This is a genomic window from Granulicatella elegans, assembly GCF_020735385.1.
GTDB classification, from domain to species: Bacteria; Bacillota; Bacilli; order Lactobacillales; family Aerococcaceae; genus Granulicatella; species Granulicatella elegans_B.
Window position 1 is genome coordinate 680,957 of the sequence record NZ_CP085953.1, and the last position, 16,430, is coordinate 697,386.

Below are 16,430 nucleotides of genomic sequence, written 5' to 3' on the forward strand. Positions count from 1 at the left end.
AGGATAATAATGTTTAAGAAATGCAAGTGGATTTTTGAAAAAGGAGTATAAAAATGGAAGAAAATTATCTTGTCAACTTTCTTGAATCGCATAATGCACCTGTGATTAAAAAGAAGAAGCACATGTATTTAGCGTATCACGGATTAGAGGAATCTTATACATATGTATTGAAAGAAGGGGTTGTTAAAACAAGTATCATTTTAAAAGATGGGCGGGAATTTAACTTAGCGTATATTACCCCTATTGATATTATTTCCTTATTAAGAGACGAAGTATCGAATTATACCTGTGCCCCCTTTAATGTACGAGTAGAATCAGATGAAGCAAGTTTTTATCGTATTCAGCGTATTAAGTTTTGGGAATATGTTAAAGAAAATCGAAAATTGCAAGACTATATTCGAGAATATTATCGTCAAAAATTATCTGAAAATATCGAATCTTTACAATATATGACGATGAATGGAAAAAAAGGTGCAGTATGTGCATTTATTTATAAATTAGTAAAGCAGTTTGGAGTACAAACGGAAGACGGGATACTGATTGATTTTGCAGTAACGAATGAAGATATTGCAGGATTTTGTGGTATTTCTACTCGCAATAGTGTGAATCGTATTATTCATGATTTAAAAGTAGACGGCGTTGTCGAAATCAAAAATCAGAAAATTATTGTTAAAGATATTAGTTATTTAGCAGATTTTACTGGAAGAGAAGGCTAATAAGAGCCAATGTTAAGGAGAATCAATATGGATGAAAAAGAATTGAAGCTAAAAGAACTATTAAATGAAATTGGAAAGATTGTTATTACATATTCAGGAGGGATTGACAGTAGCTACTTATTAAAAGTAGCACTAGACACTCTTGGTAGTGAGAATGTATTGGCGGCCGTAGTGAATTCTGAATTATTTCCGGATTACGAGTTTGACATGGCAATTGATTTGGCCAATGAAATGGGAGCTCGTGTGCTAGGATTAGAAATGGAAGAATTATCAGATCCAAGAATTGCAGCAAATACTCCTAAAATTTGGTATTACAGCAAGAAATTATTGTATCAAACGATTAAACAACATGTAGAAAAAGAAGGGTTTACCGTATTATCAGATGGTACGATTATGGATGATGTGGATGATTTTCGTCCAGGAGTAAAAGCTCGTAATGAGGAAGGCGTTCGAAGTTTATTACAAGAAGCTGAATTATATAAGAGCGAAATTCGTCAATTAGCCAAAAGACTTGGTGTAGAAAATTGGAACAAAGTGCCTTCCTGTAGTATGGCATCTCGCTTCCCATATGGTACAAAAATTACCGCGGAAAAAGTTCGTTGGGTACAAGAAGCAGAAGCGTATTTAATTCAATTAGGATTTGAACAAGTGCGTGTACGTGTTCACCATGATTTAGCAAGAATTGAAGTGTCTCTTGATTTAGTCCCTACATTATTAGAGCATCGTCAAGAAATTGAAAGTAAATTACGCTCGATTGGGTTTAGTTATGTTGCATTAGACTTAGCAGGTTACCAGTATGGACGAATGAATCAAGTGTTAAGTGATAAAGAAAAAGCAAAAATTGGATAAGAGATATAGGAGAACTTTGATAAGGAGTTCTTCTTTCTTTGCATAGAAATGAGGAGAGTATGGAAGCTCAAGAAGTATTACAATTTTGGTTTGAGGAATTAGAACCAAAAGACTGGTTTGAAAAATCCGTTGCAGTAGATTCAGAAATCTATCGACGTTTTTTTAACATTCATCAAGCAGCTATTGCTGGAGAATTAAGTCATTGGAGAAAGACTATTCAAGGAAGATTAGCAGAAATTATAGTATTGGATCAATTTTCTAGAAATTTATATCGTGATGATGCGAGAGCTTTTTTATATGATGGCATGGCACTTGTACTCGCTCAAGAAGCTCTACCTTATTCCGAAAAATTAACGATTATTGAACGAAGTTTTTTATATATGCCATTTATGCATTCAGAATCATTAGCGATTCATCACGCAGCGGAAAAATTATTTTCCGAACCTGGTATGGAAAAGCGTGCGAAATATGAACAGATGCACCGAAATATGATCGAACAGTTTGGACGCTATCCGCATCGAAATGAAATTTTAGGAAGAAAATCGACTGAAGAAGAGTTAGAATTTCTTCAAAATCATTCAGGATTTTAAGTAAAAACTTTTTGTAAAGCGGATTAAAAAAAGTAATAAAACCTTAATATAAATAGAGTTGTTTTTTCGTAGAAAATTCGATACGATGGATAGGCAAAAGAGAGAATTGTGGAGATATAGATATGAAAAAATTCAAATGGATGAAGGCGGTAGTGACAGTTTTATTGGCTTGTTGTTTAGCAGCTCCGATGCAAACAAGGGTTCACGCTGATGAACCTGAAAGACCTAAAACAGCAGAAGAAATTGCCGCATTAGAAGATGTAGCATCTTACATTGCTATTGAACAAACAAGTGGAAAAATTTTGATGGAAAAAAATCAAGATGATGTTCGAGGCATTGCTTCGATGAGTAAAATGATTAGTCAATATTTAATATTAGAAGCGATTAAAAATTCAGAAATCACATGGGAAACAAAAATCCCCATTAGTGAACGTGCAAGTAAATTAAGTGCCAATTATTCCTTATCAAATGTTCCATTATGGCCAAATGAGAAATATAGTATTCAAGAATTATTTGAAGCAAGTTCCATTTATTCTGCTAATGCAGCAACCATTGCAATGGCAGAATATTTAGCGGGCAGTGAAGCTAAATGGGTGGAACGAATGAAGGAAAAAGTTGAATCTTGGGGGATTCAAGATGCAACGATTATGAATGCGACAGGATTACCAAATAAATACGGAACAACAGAAAAAAATCCAAATTTTGGTGATGATGCAGAAAATAGTATGTCTGCACGTTCTGTTGCCATTGTTGCAAGACGTTTAGTATTAGATTTTCCAGAAATTTTAAAAATTTCTTCTGTTGCAACGAAGGAATTTAGACCAGGAACTGCTGGGATGACAAAGATGGATAATTTTAACTATTTAATTCCAGGGTTATTATTTGGCTATGAGGGTGTAACTGGCTTAAAAACTGGGACTTCTGAGATGAGTGGAGCTTCTATTACGACAACTGCAACTCGTAATAATTTTTCAGTCATTGTTGTATCTATGGGGTCTAAGCAACCTTTGAATCGTTTTAAAGTAACAGCGAAAATGTTAGATGAATTATTCAAGAAATATGAAGGTTTAGTAGTAGGAATTCCAGGGAAATCGGTTCAAAATATCCAATCTTATCCAGTTAACGGCGGTTCTGATGAAAAAATTAGTGTCGATTATGGCGATAATTTTGTAGCAGCTGTTCCAAAGGGAACGGCTATGAGCCAAGTAAAAGTTCGTTTTGAACCATTTAAGGAATTATTAGATGAAAATAATGCTTTAAAAGCACCTATCACTGCAGGAAAAACAATTGGAGATATTTATTTCCAAATGCCTGGAGAAGATTTGGGATATGTAGATGGACAAGCTGAAGGTCATGTACCAGCTTTTGCAGGATATGAAATTGATCCATCGAATATTGTGACAGATAGCTATCGACAAGCGAGAGGATTTGTTGAAAAGATCATTCACCGAATCCAAGACTTTTTTGCAAATATCTTCCAAAAAGTAACAGGTTTCTTACATGCGCAAGAAGCGTAGCATGGATTTGTTAAGAGTGGGGACGACGAAGGTCGTCTCTTTTTTATAAGCAAAAACTATTTCTATATAGAACGTTTTTATTGATGGAGAATTTATTTTTATATAGAATAAAACGCAAAGAGTTAGAGAACTAGTTCTAAACTCTAAAAATTATTTAACAAATAAGAGAAAAGAGGGAATTAATATGACAAACTTTACAGATTTACAAGAAAAACGCCGTTCAATTTACGCTTTAGGAAAAATTTGGAACTTTCTAATCAAGAATTGGTAGAAACAATTCAAGGAGCTATTATTCTACCTTATTTTATAGTAGATTTAAAACTTTGCAACAGAATCAGAAAAACTTATTAAGTACACGATAGAATAAAATGATCATCTTTCAAGCGATACCTAAACCATGACAGTATCGATGAAAAAAGTAATTTTAGTGATTATAAATAAAAAATGGTTTTACAAATTGAATTTCTCCACCAGATATCCTATCTTAAATGAATCTATTTCGCCATACGACAGCTCACAAAGACAATCTTAAGTCCACCATTTGAAACCAAACTCTTGCTAGTAATTCAAGTTCGTTATATCAATTTGGTTTCAGAGGCTGGGCAAAAAGTCTCAAAAATAGAAGAAAGCACGTCCCGATTTTGACTGAAATCAAAATTAGGACGTGCTTTTTAATAAATTCAGTAAAATCAAGGGGGATAAACCACCCTTGATTCATATTATTTAAGATATATTTCCTTAATCTCTGCAAATTCATCCCTAAAAAGAGCAGACCAATGTCATTATGAACTGCATTTTTACCTCTAACATGAGTTCTGCGCATGCCAAAATTGCGCTTCATTTGACCGAAAACTGGCTCAACTTCAATTTTTCGTTGAGCATATATACTACTTCCACGGTCACTATGTAACGCTTCTTTAATCGTTTCTTTATAAGATTCCCAAACTTGGTTTACACGGATTTGACGTTGTTGTCCAGTAGGAGTTTTCGCTAATTCATCCAATGCTTCTGTTTCTTGAATTGAATCTGTCTCATACACTTTAAATCTACGAGTAAATCCATTCTTATCGTTTCTTGTTGAATAATATTTAAAACTAAATTTTACACCTAAATGATCAATATAATAATCTTCCTCTTCATTGTAATACCAATTTTGTCTATTAGATGGATCATTTTTAAATTTCTTCGTTTGTTCTTTTTCGTACATTGTGTAAGGAATCAAAGGTGTCTTTTCATACTCTTCAAGAATCAATTGATAGTTTTCTTCACTACCGTATCCAGCATCCGCAATAATAATAGAAAATTTGTCTAATAGTTTAAATGAATTTAAAAATGGTTTAAGAGTACGCATATCTGTAGGATTAGGAAATACATCAAAACCTAAAACATATTGATGATTCGTTGCGATTTGAAGATTATAGCCAGGTTTTAATTCTCGATTTTTCATGGCATCTTCTTTCATACACATAAAAGTAGCATCGTTATCTGTTTTAGAATAACTATTCCGGTTATCAAATGTTTCCTTAGCTATCGTATATTTTTCTTTACGAGGCAGAAAATCTTTTTCAAGTTGACGTTTAAAAGAATTTAACAAGCGTTTTTTCTGTTTGTTTTTAGAACCACCAACAATATGTTTAGGTTCTTCTTCAATGAGTTCTTCTAACTGTTCTAGAGAGTTATTAGTAGCTTCAATCATGGCATGAACACCATATTCAGTAATTTTTTCTTCTTCTGATAAAGCAATATTCACTTGATTTTGAATTAATTGATCATATAATGTACTAATTTTTTCATTTAAAGCTTCATCATATCTTTCAATAGCTTTACGCCATACAAATGAATAACGATTGGCATCTGCTTGAACTTTTGTACCATCAATAAATAAACTATCTGAATCAATAATATGATAGTGTTGGAGTAATAAAGTAAAGTATACGAAAATGTTTTTAATGATAGAGGAAAACTGTTCATTACTTCTAAAATTATTAATAACATGGTAACAGACATAAGTTTGTTGAGAAAGCCACTGCATCGGAATATTTTCTTCATTTAATTGAACAATTTTTCTACCACTATACGTAGAACGAGTATAAGCGAAGAGAATCATTTTTAATAACATACGAGGATGATGAGCAGGTCTACCCATTTTTGATGTTGTATTAGGAAAGATAATAGAATCTGGAATAGAATCTACAAACTGATTAATAAATTGAGCAATGTGGTTTTTAGGGACGGTTAATGTAAAATTTAGTTCTAAAGTATCTGTTGGTGTGGTATAATTTTTGTACATAGGAGTCACCCTTTCTTATTTTATTTCATTCAAACTTATTATAACAGAGGTAGACTCCTATGTTTAATTTATAAGACTAAAAAGCACTATAAAATCCTGTTTCAGAATTTTATAGTGCTTTCTTCTATTTTTGAGACTTTTTGCCCAGCCTCATCCGATACGTTGTAAGCGATTTACTAATATGATAAATTACTTTGTAGATACGTATCTAAGAAATGTAAATAAGGAGGTTGTTTTGATGAAAGAGAATATTAGTCAAGCAATGCAAAAATTTTCTCGATCTGTTATCGTTCCTGTAAAATTCATGGCTGTTATGGGTTTATTCTTAGCTTTTTCAGTTGTTTTACAGCTTCAATTTATGCCTAGTTTTCTACAAACATTTGGCACATTGATAAAAACCATGATGGATAGCATGTTGAATAATTTATCATTAATTTTTTGTATAGGTATCGCTTCTTCTTTAGCTAACAAGAAAAAGGTTGAAGCCTCCCTCATCGCTTTGGTTTCATTTCTTTTTTTCTAGCAGCGAATAATGCATGGTTAAATCTAACGAATCAAATCGCTAATCCAGGAGAAGTGGGATTGTTTGGGACAGGGCAAGGAATGGTGTTAGGTTTTCAAGTTGTTGATATGAATGTATTTTTAGGAATGATTATTGGTTGTATAGTTGGTTACTTCCACAATAAATTTTCAGATAAAAAATTTGTTGATTTCTTAAGTATTTATGGTGAATCTCGCTTTACGTTCATGTTACTTATTCCTGTCATTTTAATTTTAGCAGTAGCAATGTGTTATATTTGGCCAATTGTCAATGGATTGATTTCATCACTATCTGGCTTTATTTTAACAACAGGGTTAATTGGCGTATTCGTGTACTCATTCGGAAATCGCTTCTTAATCCCTACTGGTCTTCATCACCTATTATGGATGCCGTTTTGTTTTACCGCACTTGGCGGTACAGCAGAAATCAATGGGCAAGTATATAGTGGTGCAGTAAACATTTTTTATGCGCAATTGGCTAATGCTAGCACAATTACTAGCTTAGATTCCTCTTTAAGATTTGCAACATTCGGTTTTGTAAAAATATTTGGTTCGATTGCAGTTGCTTTAGCAATCATCTACTGTGCGAAAAAAGAAAGAAAAGATGAAGTAAAAGGGATGGTTTTACCTTCAATGTTTGTTGCATCTGTAGCAGGTATCACCGAACCTTTAGATTTCACCTTCTTATTTGTTTCGCCTCTGCTATGGTTCGTTCATAGCGTATTAACTGCTATCTCAGAAACACTTTTATGGGCATTAGGCGCAAGGACATATATGCTCTATGGATTGATAGACACCGTTGTATCAAATTCAGCATTTAGTCCAAGTGTAACCAAGTTTTATATTGTGATTATCGTAGGAATTATTATGAGTGCCATTTGGTTTGTAATCTTTGTTTTCTTGATTAGAAAATTAGATATTAAAACTCCTGGCAGAGAGAATTTAGAATTAGCCGCTGAAGATAATGTTATAACTACCTCAGAAGTAGAAGAAAATAGTCAATCAGAATTGTTAAATTCTAATGACGTTACTTTAGTCATTGATGGATTAGGTGGTCCAAATAACATTGAACATGTAACAAATTGTTTTACAAGATTAAGAGTTACTGTAAAAGACGAAAACAAAGTTGAAAAAGGGATATTAGAAAAAGTTTCTCAACAAAAAGGGATCGTTGAAAATGGAAAAAATATTCAAGTTGTTATTGGTATGGGTGTACAAACTTTCAAAGAAGAAGTATGCGATGTCTTAGGAATTACAGAATAATATGAATCAAGGAGTGGATTAAATATGGAAAGAAAAAAACAATCAGTCGTTATCGCAGGAGGCGGAAGTACTTATACTGCGGGAATTGTTATGATGTTAATTGAAAATCAAGATAAATTCCCTTTACGCACATTGAAGTTTTACGATAATGATCAGAAACGTCAGGATATTGTTGCCAAAGCTTGCGAGGTGATTGTAAAAGAAAGAGCCCCAGAAATTGAATTTATTGCAACAACCGATCCCAAAGAAGCATTTACAGATATTGATTTTGTCATGGCTCATATCCGAGTAGGTGGATTAAGAATGCGAGAAAAAGATGAAAAAATTCCTTTAAAATATGGTGTTGTAGGACAAGAAACTTGTGGACCTGGTGGAATGGCCTATGGAATGCGTTCTATTCCGGGAGTCATTGAGCTGATTGACTATATGGAAAAATATTCCCCAAATGCTTGGATGTTAAACTATTCAAATCCAGCTGCAATCGTTGCTGAAGCAACACGTCGTATGCGACCAAATGCAAAAATCATTAATATTTGTGATATGCCTGTAGCTATTAAGAAATCAATCGCTGATATTCTTGGGCTCGATAGTGAACTTGAAATTGTTGATCGATATTATGGATTGAATCATTTCGGCTGGTGGACTGAAATGTATGACAAAGAGGGCAATGATTTAATGCCAAGATTAAAAGAGCATGTACAAAAATATGGGTATGCTTCTGCTACTGAGGAAAGTAATCCTTTACTTGAAGAAGCCAGCTGGATGGACACTTTCCAAAAAGCAAAAGATGTTTATGCAGTTGATCCTGAAACTGTACCTAATACGTACTTAAAATACTATTTATACTCCGATTATGTAGTTTCTCATGCCAATCCTGATTATACTCGGGCAAATGAAGTAATGGATAATCGTGAAAAAAATGTATTTGCTGAATGCAAGAGGGTCGCAGACAATCAATCAGCAAAAGATACTACTATTGAAGCTGGCGAACATGCAGAGTTTATTGTACATTTAGCAGCAGCATTAGCTTACAATACCTACGAACGTATGCTATTAATTGTAAAAAATGACGGAGCAATTGCTAATTTAGATGATGATGCGATGGTTGAAGTGCCTTGTATTGTAAGTAAACGTGGTTATGAACCACTATGTATGGGTAAAATTCCTCATTTCCAAAAAGGAATGATTGAACAACAAGTAGCAGTTGAAAAATTAGTAGTAGATGCTTATGAGCAAAAATCTTATCAAAAATTATGGCAAGCATTGACTCTATCAAAAACAGTTCCTTCAGCTAAAGTCGCAAAACAAATTTTAGATGAGCTAATTGAAGCAAATCAAGAGTGGTGGCCAACATTAAGTTAATTGTCTTCTATCTGAAAGTATGTTATAAAAATGGATAAGATACTATAAGAATTTTATTTGAGATAGGATGAGTACTATTATGCACTTTACAGATTTAGTAAACGAACATTATGCTGATTTAAACGAAACAGAGTTATTAATGTGTAATTATATCATGGAAAATATCGATATAATTCCCACTATGAGTACACTTAAATTTGCTAGAAATAGTTTATCCTCAAAGTCTTCAGTTATACGCTTTTCACAGAAATTAGGGTTTACTGGATTCACCGAACTTAGAAATTTCATTAAATGGCAAGATCATGAAGAACGTTTTGATGAGCAAATAACTTTTACTAATCAAGTAATTAAAGACATAGAACGTTTATTAAACATCTTGAAAGACCGCAATTGGCTCCCAATTTATCAAATTATTGATTCTGTAGATAATATCTACGTCATTACAACAGGGATTACACAAAAAAATCAGGCAGCAGAATTACAACGATTATTTCTTTTGATTGGTAAACCTCTGCAAATCATTCCTGGAAATGGTAACTCCAACGAGTTCAGAAGAATCCTTGAGAGACTAACTGAAAAAGATATCGTTTTTGTTTTATCATTATCTGGAGAAAATAATCGGTTAGAATCTATCATTCATCAATTAGAACTTGTTAAAAGCAAAATTGTCTCAATTACCAGTTTACAGAATAATTGGTTATCTGGAAAATCAGATTTTAACTTGTATGCTACAACTAGTCGCAGTCCTTTACCTAAAGATTGGTGGATACAGACAGCCTCTTCTTTTTTTGTTTTAATTGAAGCTTTTGCTTTTGGATATATGGATTATAAACGCAAAGAATCCTCTTAAACAATTATTTATCTTATGAAACGACGATGTATTCGTCGTTTTTTTATTATGGCGAAAATTGTTTCTATATAAAAATATTTCACATGCATAAAAGTAGATATTGCTGATTTCTTTTGTGTATACTTTTTATCAAAGAGTAGGAAAACCGATTATTAACTCTTAAATTAGTTCAGAATAGAAGGAGAAATATATATGACAAACTTTACAGAATTACAAAAAATAACGCCGTTCAATTTATGATTTAGGAAAAAATGTGGAACTTTCTAATCAAGAATTGGTAGAAACAATTCAAGGAGCTATTCTTCAAAATCCATCAGCATTCCATTCACAAACAACTCGTGCTGTGATTTTATTTGATGAAGAATCAGATGCACTTTGGAATGAAATTGCTTATTCAGAATTAGAAAAAGTAACACCTGTTGAAGCGTTTGAAACTACAAAACAACGTTTGGCAGGATTTGCGCAAGCAAAAGGGACGATTTTATTTTATGAAGATTAAGATGATTCGATGATTGATTTAGGTGTAGGCAAGACCGTTTTAGTTCGATTAATCAAAACTGAGGAACTACGGGATGTTGCTAGTAGTTATGGCCTTTATCATTTGGCGATTTTACTCCCCTCTAGAGAAGATTTGGCACAGATTTTTAAACATTTTGTAGATCGTTCGGTTCCATTAATTGGAGCGAGTGATCATGACTATAGCGAAGCGATTTTTTTAGAAGATACAGAAGGAAATGGAATTGAAATCTATCGCGATAGACCTGTTTCTGAATGGGATATTAGAGAAGATGGCCGTATTATTGGGACAACAGAAGCGATGAATGCAGAAGGATTATATCGTTTAGCCACTCCTTTAGAAAGTCCTTATCAAATGCCAGAAGGAAGCCGAATGGGGCATGTTCGTCTATCGGTTCGTAAGAGTGGTGTTTCGAGCGAATTTTATCAAAATGTTCTTCAAGTTCAAGATAAATTCTCTGTTCGTTCTGCTTCATGGTTAGCCTCTGGAAATTATCACCATCATTTAGCAGTCAATGAAAGGGATGAGCAAAATTTAACCACTAGAACAGAAGGAATGCGAGGATTAGCTTACTATACCGTTAATTTCAAAGATGAACAATTGTATCGAGATACGATTGAAAGAGCAAAGACATTTGCTAAAGATGTTGAAATAGGAGAATAGGGTTAAAAAACTATTAGGTTTATAGAAAGAAAGGTTGTAAAAAACAATGGAAGTAAATCATAAGACTTTTGGTAAAATAAAATTTAATTACGGTTGGACAAAAGATATTTCTCTAGATATTTTCAATAAGCACCATGTTTTGGAAATCAATATTGATGCGGATGAAGATGCTGAATTTGAAATTAATTAGGAAAAAGCTTATATATTTTTCAATAATCACTTAGATGAAATAGTAAAAGAGGCAGATTCTGCAATTATATCATATTACAATCGTGAAATATCAGATCTTGTTTCAAGCTACACGAATAATAACGAAAAAAAATATTTTTTAGATATAATTGGAGACAAAGATAAAATTTATTCTTTGTTGCAACCCAAACAAATCATGTTTCCTTTAACTTTTGATGAAAATATTGAAGAGTTTGGTTTTTTATGTGAGTGTGATTGGGATAAAGAAAATGGCATAGGAATAAAATTTGTTAATGGTGTATTGTCTGAAATTGGTTATCAGGATATACTCCTAACAGTTAGACAATCTTCGACCATCTAATTCGGCAGATGCTCTAAGCGATGGTTTGCGCCATGCAGATAATGTTTTAAGTGAAGCCGCACAGAACTTCCGTCTGAATATTGGGCTGGAGCCTCAACTAGCAGATGGTGTTCTATCAAGTGGTGGAGGAAAGTTATCTCATCTAGCAGATAATCTCAGTGCTTTCGCGAAGAATCTAGATGGTAGTGTGGATGAAGTTGGGAAACTAAAACCGAATGTCAAATATCAAACAGGCGAATTTGAATATCTCTATCAAACAGATGGTCTAGGACGCTTGACAGATTGGAATGCATCAGAACTTCAATTGACAGAACGAAATGGCCGACTTCCTCACGATTCTAGCACTCCAGGTAAGTTACCGGGTGACCATGCAGGTCACTTGGCAGGAGATTGGTTTGGTGGTTCTCCGGAGATTGATAATTTGGTTTCACAGTTGAGCGATGTGAACTTGAGTGATTATAAAAAATTGGAAAATCAATGGGCCAAAGCTTTGGAAGAAGGTAAGGATGTTTCAGTCAATGTCAAAGTGAATTATATTGGCGATAGTCTGAAGCCGGATAGTTTTGATGTGAGGTACACAATTGAGGGTTTTCCATTTAGCAGAAGAATAAAAAATTAGAGGTGAAAAATGATTTTTGAAGATAAGTTATCAGAAATTCAAACAGATATGATTAGTTTAGCTCTTGAACTAGCAGAAGATAAAATTGATACTGCATATATATACGGTTCTTACGAGAATAATTCCTTATCTTTTAACAGTTTTTTTGCTCAAGATAACAAAGTATATACGATAAATAAACTAGACCAGCTTGGTATAGAAAATTTAACAAAAGATAGAATGTTTCAATATTTAGAAATTGGAATAAGTGACTTAGAGCGATTTATAACATTATTTCAAGAGGATAAAAAACAAGCCCCAACTCAACTGAAATTGGTATATGATAATGTGAATAAAAAAGCTAATGCTAAATATTCTTATGAAATTTTTTATTCAAATTCTGACTCACTAACTCCTGAAGATATTTTCATGGAATGGTACAATGAAGTGAAGGAAGAAGTTGAAGGGCATCATGATATTTGAAGATGAATTTTCAGCTATAATGAACCGGAGTTTGCACGTCAGCTCACTGATCAGGAAAAAGGCATGAACGAGCTTACCGTTAAAGAGTATCTTGATAATCGCGAACGATATATTGCCGAAGGTCGAGCGATTGAAGGAAATGCGGCACAGAAAGCGGCTAGGGAAACAGCTTTAGAAGAAAAAATAGAAGAGTTGGTTAATAAAGGTATAGATATTGATGTTGCTGAGGAACAAGCCCAAAAATGGATGGATACTCAAGCAGCTCTTCATAATCCAGACCAGATAGCTGGAGGTTATGCCGATCAGATTGGCGGAATGGGGGATAAGAGAATTAATTCTTCCATCGGTTCTCAATGGAAATATCGGATTGATGCCGTAGATGAGCAGATACAAGCCTTGGTTGAGAAGATGACACCAGAGCAATTACAAACTACCTATCTAAATGTTCGCTTAACTTATTAAACAAGGAGTCTATATGTTAAAAGATTTTACAAGAGTGGCAGCCATGCCTCAAGAAGTGATTGAAAAGTACAAGAATCAAATTCCGTCAGAGCTGGTTCAAATCTGGGAAGAAGATGGTTTGGGAACCTTTTTAGACGGTTATCTGAAAGTGATTAATCCGGATGAATATCTTGAACTGGTTCAGGAGACCTATTTCAGAGGGGATATTTCCATTCCCATTTTTGCGACAGCTTTTGGGGATATTATTACTTGGGAGAAGAACGAATTTTTGGGGATTATTAAATATAAAGATGGTACATTTGATATTTTTTTAGAAAATTTATCGCTTTTTATCAAATTTTTACCTGATGAAAGTTTTACAGATGATTATTTTAACCTACCGCTTTATCATAAGGCGATAGAGAAATATGGCTCGCTTGATTATACACAGTGTTTTGGTTTTGTGCCACTTTTGGTTTTAGGTGGCTTTAAAGACGTGAATCATCTGGATAAGGTAAAAATGTACGAACATATTTTACTGATTACTCAATTGGCTGGTCCTATCGGAGATTAAAGAGGTCATAGTTTTGATAATCTAATCAAAAGCAACTTAGTATCACTATCGAGAACCTGGCTTAATGCAACTAGTAGATAGTAGTAGCTGGAAGTTATCTCATTTAGCAGATAATCTCAGCGCTTTCGCGAAGAATCTAGATGGTAGTGTGGATGATGTTGTGGAAGCCAACCGGTTCTCCTTAGAGTGGCATAATTTGCAGAAAAGTTTTCCGGATTCAGGATTATCAGAACGACAATCAGAAAAGATAGTCAATATTAAACCAAGTGAAACAATTAAACGACCAGATCCGGAGCAATATTTGAGTTCTAATTATATTAAAGAACATAATGCCTTATTTGACGAAGGGGTGCCAGCTTTTGCTAAAAATGATTATTGGATTCAAAAAGAAGGTTATTTTGGTCGACCGGATGGGCATTTGTCTTTCCAAAAGATGTAGCTGAAGCTATGGTCAAGGGAGCTGATGGTGATCCCCATGTACTTGAAAAACTTTTTGGACTTGATAAAGGTAGTCTTGGAAATAATCCAATTATGATCGAACCTAAGGAAGTTGAAAATCTGAGGATTCCAAGTGGCAATGAGGGCGGAGCAAGCGGGAATGTTCAATGGCGTCCGGGTGGTAAGACCTATCCGGGCGGTGTTCCAGAATCTGTGATTGACAGAGTTCCTAAAGATAAATTGAACATTAAAGAATTGTGGAGTGAATAATAATGAAAGAAATACCAACAAAAAAAGGTGATATGTTAGAAATTTATGAAGCCAATGGTAAGTATATTTTAAAGTATCCAACTTTCAATATCACCATGCCAGAGGTTGTTAAAGAAATCTCTAAAGAAGCAGTGGATAGCTATTTAGCAGGAAAACATGATGGTGAAGAATTAATTAATTATGCTAATTTCGGATTTTGGAAATCAAAAATTAGTCAAGAAGATGCTAATATACAATTTTTAAGAGATAATCCAGAATTTCTTCTTATTGATACAGATAGAAAGAGACACTATTTCTCCGAAAAAGAATTTGAAGAATTGTTGAAAAAAGCTCATGAAGTTTCTGATGCAGACGATAAGTAATCATTCCCTACATTAAAGAATATAAGAGGCAGAGTTCTTGCTTTGTCTCTTACGTATTATAAGAAAATTCTTAGGCAGTAGGCTCAGACCATCATCCGTTGCACGCTATGAGGCTGGTCTTTTTGATGAGAATGCCCGTCTAGTCTATGGAAGCCAGAAGAGAGCGGTGGGAAGTCATCTCATTTAGCAGACAATCTCAGTGCTTTCGCGAGGAATCTCGATGATAGTGTAGATGATCTTTCAGAAAACATAGTTAAGTTTTTTGAAAAGCCTCTTTCTACTATGGACAGATTTAATGAGATAGATATTGTTAGTTATAAGGAAACTATGAAAAAAATTATACAGAAATTGATGTTGCTAAATTAACTGATTTAACAACACACAATACAGAATCAAATACCGCCTTACTTGGTTATTTTCAACCTAATAGTGTAACTTCTTATGAGCAAGTGGCTCATGCTAATGGCTGGACTTATTTTGATGCTTGAAATGATGGATGGAATGCAATGTGGAAAGTGGATCCAGACTTAGCTTATAAAGTAAATGATGAATTCTTGCTAAAACAGATTCAGGAAGGAAAGAATTTTATATTGAGTTCCAATCCAGAAGCTGCAGATTTTGTATTTCATACGACTGGTAAAGGGGAATCATTTATGAATGAAATGAATATTCTAAGAGAAAATGAATATAAGTTTGAGAATTTTGGAAATATGTGGAGGGCTTATAAATGAGCGAAGTATACTTGCCTACAAGAGATAGTTTAGGTTATCAGAATGTCAAACAAGCTTTAGAGAAAATTTTTTCGATTAATCTTGATACAATTACGATTAATGAAGGAGAAGATGAAAATTTTAATTTTCCGTTCATGTATAACGGTTATCATATGACAATAGGTATTTCGTCAACCGGTAAAAATACGCAATTGGAAGCAGGAGAGGGTGGCTTGTTTAACATTTGGTTCACTCAAACTGATGAACAGAGATTTTCAATCACCTTTTTATCCAAGATTATTGATGATAAGAGTATAAAAAGAGTGTATGGCCGTGATGAAGAATCAGTCGAACAAACTTTGAATATATTGAAAGACTTTCTAAATTCAGATAAAGCGGAAGTTCTATTGAAGAATTGAATCCATGTCTAAATTTTGTCATGGGAGTGGTGGATCTAAAAAAATCGTCATGAATCCTGATGAACTACAGGCAATCATGCGTTACATCACCACAGTTAAGGTTTCATTTCAAAATAATTTGGCTCCAAAATTGAAGAGCCTATCTGAAACAAAATATTATGAAGGTGGAGAAGCCTCGAAAGCAATGGATCACTATTCTAAAATGCTCAACAAAGTGAATGAAGTTGGAGATTTATATCAGCGAGCCAATAGTGAAATTTTAAGTATGATGGGACAGTGGCTCCAACAAGATGCTCAGTTGAGAGATGATTTTCTAAATGGTCTTTCTTCTAATCCTACTCTAGTAAAAAATTTAGAAACTCTGGGAATGATTCCGCGAGGTGACCAATGACCAAAGACGTAGAACTTCATTCATCGACCTGGAAGAC

Annotated in this window: 20 protein-coding genes and 2 pseudogenes; 21 read left to right on the forward strand and 1 reads right to left on the reverse strand. The window is 33.8% G+C overall.

The genetic code is table 11. The features are described 5' to 3' along the window. Positions 1 to 53: 53 nt before the first annotated feature. From LK443_RS03370 to LK443_RS03385, 4 genes are all read left to right on the forward strand, one after another. On the forward strand, positions 54 to 716 hold the full coding sequence (locus LK443_RS03370; protein WP_227932116.1) for a Crp/Fnr family transcriptional regulator: 663 nt from the start codon (positions 54 to 56) through the stop codon (positions 714 to 716). 27 nt (positions 717 to 743) lie between these two features. Further along, positions 744 to 1,565: an ATP-dependent sacrificial sulfur transferase LarE gene (gene larE / locus LK443_RS03375; protein ID WP_227932117.1), complete on the forward strand. Its 822-nt coding sequence runs from the start codon at positions 744 to 746 to the stop codon at positions 1,563 to 1,565. Between the two features lie 59 nt (positions 1,566 to 1,624). Continuing rightward, on the forward strand, positions 1,625 to 2,155 hold the full coding sequence (locus tag LK443_RS03380; RefSeq protein ID WP_227932118.1) for a DUF924 family protein: 531 nt from the start codon (positions 1,625 to 1,627) through the stop codon (positions 2,153 to 2,155). 122 nt (positions 2,156 to 2,277) lie between these two features. Then, positions 2,278 to 3,672, forward strand: a complete 1,395-nt coding sequence (locus LK443_RS03385) for a D-alanyl-D-alanine carboxypeptidase family protein (RefSeq protein ID WP_227932119.1) — start codon at positions 2,278 to 2,280, stop codon at positions 3,670 to 3,672. Positions 3,673 to 4,252: 580 nt separating this feature from the next. Here LK443_RS03385 and LK443_RS03390 read toward each other — a convergent pair. After that, on the reverse strand, positions 4,253 to 5,962 hold the full coding sequence (locus tag LK443_RS03390; RefSeq protein WP_227932120.1) for an IS1182 family transposase: 1,710 nt from the start codon (positions 5,960 to 5,962) through the stop codon (positions 4,253 to 4,255). 238 nt (positions 5,963 to 6,200) lie between these two features. On the opposite strand from LK443_RS03390, the pseudogene LK443_RS03395 reads away from it, so the two are divergent. From LK443_RS03395 to LK443_RS03475, 17 genes and pseudogenes are all read left to right on the forward strand, one after another. After that, positions 6,201 to 7,765 (forward strand): annotated as a pseudogene (locus LK443_RS03395) (PTS transporter subunit EIIC). A gap of 24 nt (positions 7,766 to 7,789) precedes the next feature. Further along, complete coding sequence (locus tag LK443_RS03400; RefSeq protein WP_227932121.1) at positions 7,790 to 9,127, forward strand: 6-phospho-alpha-glucosidase; 1,338 nt, start codon at positions 7,790 to 7,792, stop codon at positions 9,125 to 9,127. 79 nt (positions 9,128 to 9,206) lie between these two features. Further along, entirely contained in the window at positions 9,207 to 9,977 is a 771-nt protein-coding gene (locus LK443_RS03405; protein WP_227932122.1) for a MurR/RpiR family transcriptional regulator, read from the forward strand. Between the two features lie 192 nt (positions 9,978 to 10,169). After that, a pseudogene (locus LK443_RS03410) lies at positions 10,170 to 10,473 on the forward strand (nitroreductase); the annotation flags it as partial. Positions 10,474 to 10,485: 12 nt separating this feature from the next. Continuing rightward, positions 10,486 to 11,157, forward strand: coding sequence for a VOC family protein (locus LK443_RS03415; protein WP_227932123.1), 672 nt, complete (start codon positions 10,486 to 10,488; stop codon positions 11,155 to 11,157). A 46-nt stretch (positions 11,158 to 11,203) separates the two neighbouring features. Next, complete coding sequence (locus LK443_RS03420; protein WP_227932124.1) at positions 11,204 to 11,347, forward strand: hypothetical protein; 144 nt, start codon at positions 11,204 to 11,206, stop codon at positions 11,345 to 11,347. A gap of 63 nt (positions 11,348 to 11,410) precedes the next feature. Further along, positions 11,411 to 11,707, forward strand: coding sequence for a DUF6985 domain-containing protein (locus tag LK443_RS09515; protein WP_416217883.1), 297 nt, complete (start codon positions 11,411 to 11,413; stop codon positions 11,705 to 11,707). A gap of 25 nt (positions 11,708 to 11,732) precedes the next feature. Next, a complete protein-coding gene (locus tag LK443_RS03430; protein ID WP_227932126.1) occupies positions 11,733 to 12,326 on the forward strand; it encodes a DNA/RNA non-specific endonuclease in 594 nt (197 codons plus the stop codon). A gap of 9 nt (positions 12,327 to 12,335) precedes the next feature. Further along, positions 12,336 to 12,788, forward strand: a complete 453-nt coding sequence (locus LK443_RS03435; RefSeq protein WP_164376060.1) for a hypothetical protein — start codon at positions 12,336 to 12,338, stop codon at positions 12,786 to 12,788. Positions 12,789 to 12,851: 63 nt separating this feature from the next. Then, positions 12,852 to 13,250: a polymorphic toxin type 15 domain-containing protein gene (locus LK443_RS03440; RefSeq protein ID WP_265416433.1), complete on the forward strand. Its 399-nt coding sequence runs from the start codon at positions 12,852 to 12,854 to the stop codon at positions 13,248 to 13,250. Positions 13,251 to 13,263: 13 nt separating this feature from the next. Beyond that, positions 13,264 to 13,803: a T6SS immunity protein Tdi1 domain-containing protein gene (locus tag LK443_RS03445; protein ID WP_227932127.1), complete on the forward strand. Its 540-nt coding sequence runs from the start codon at positions 13,264 to 13,266 to the stop codon at positions 13,801 to 13,803. A 64-nt stretch (positions 13,804 to 13,867) separates the two neighbouring features. Continuing rightward, the gene (locus tag LK443_RS03450) at positions 13,868 to 14,242 is read left to right on the forward strand and encodes a hypothetical protein (protein ID WP_227932128.1); all 375 of its coding nucleotides are present in this window, start codon (positions 13,868 to 13,870) and stop codon (positions 14,240 to 14,242) included. A gap of 8 nt (positions 14,243 to 14,250) precedes the next feature. Next, positions 14,251 to 14,511 carry a hypothetical protein gene (locus tag LK443_RS03455; protein WP_227932129.1) on the forward strand — a complete coding sequence of 87 codons (261 nt, stop codon included), beginning with the start codon at positions 14,251 to 14,253 and terminating at the stop codon, positions 14,509 to 14,511. 2 nt (positions 14,512 to 14,513) lie between these two features. Further along, the gene (locus tag LK443_RS03460) at positions 14,514 to 14,873 is read left to right on the forward strand and encodes a hypothetical protein (protein ID WP_227932130.1); all 360 of its coding nucleotides are present in this window, start codon (positions 14,514 to 14,516) and stop codon (positions 14,871 to 14,873) included. 506 nt (positions 14,874 to 15,379) lie between these two features. Then, positions 15,380 to 15,604 (forward strand): hypothetical protein, encoded by a 225-nt coding sequence (locus LK443_RS03465; RefSeq protein WP_227932131.1) that lies wholly within the window; start codon positions 15,380 to 15,382, stop codon positions 15,602 to 15,604. Next, complete coding sequence (locus tag LK443_RS03470; RefSeq protein ID WP_227932132.1) at positions 15,601 to 16,002, forward strand: hypothetical protein; 402 nt, start codon at positions 15,601 to 15,603, stop codon at positions 16,000 to 16,002. The genes LK443_RS03465 and LK443_RS03470 overlap by 4 nt, the downstream gene beginning before the upstream one ends. 49 nt (positions 16,003 to 16,051) lie before the next feature. Continuing rightward, a complete protein-coding gene (locus LK443_RS03475) occupies positions 16,052 to 16,393 on the forward strand; it encodes a hypothetical protein (RefSeq protein ID WP_227932133.1) in 342 nt (113 codons plus the stop codon). Positions 16,394 to 16,430: the final 37 nt, after the last annotated feature.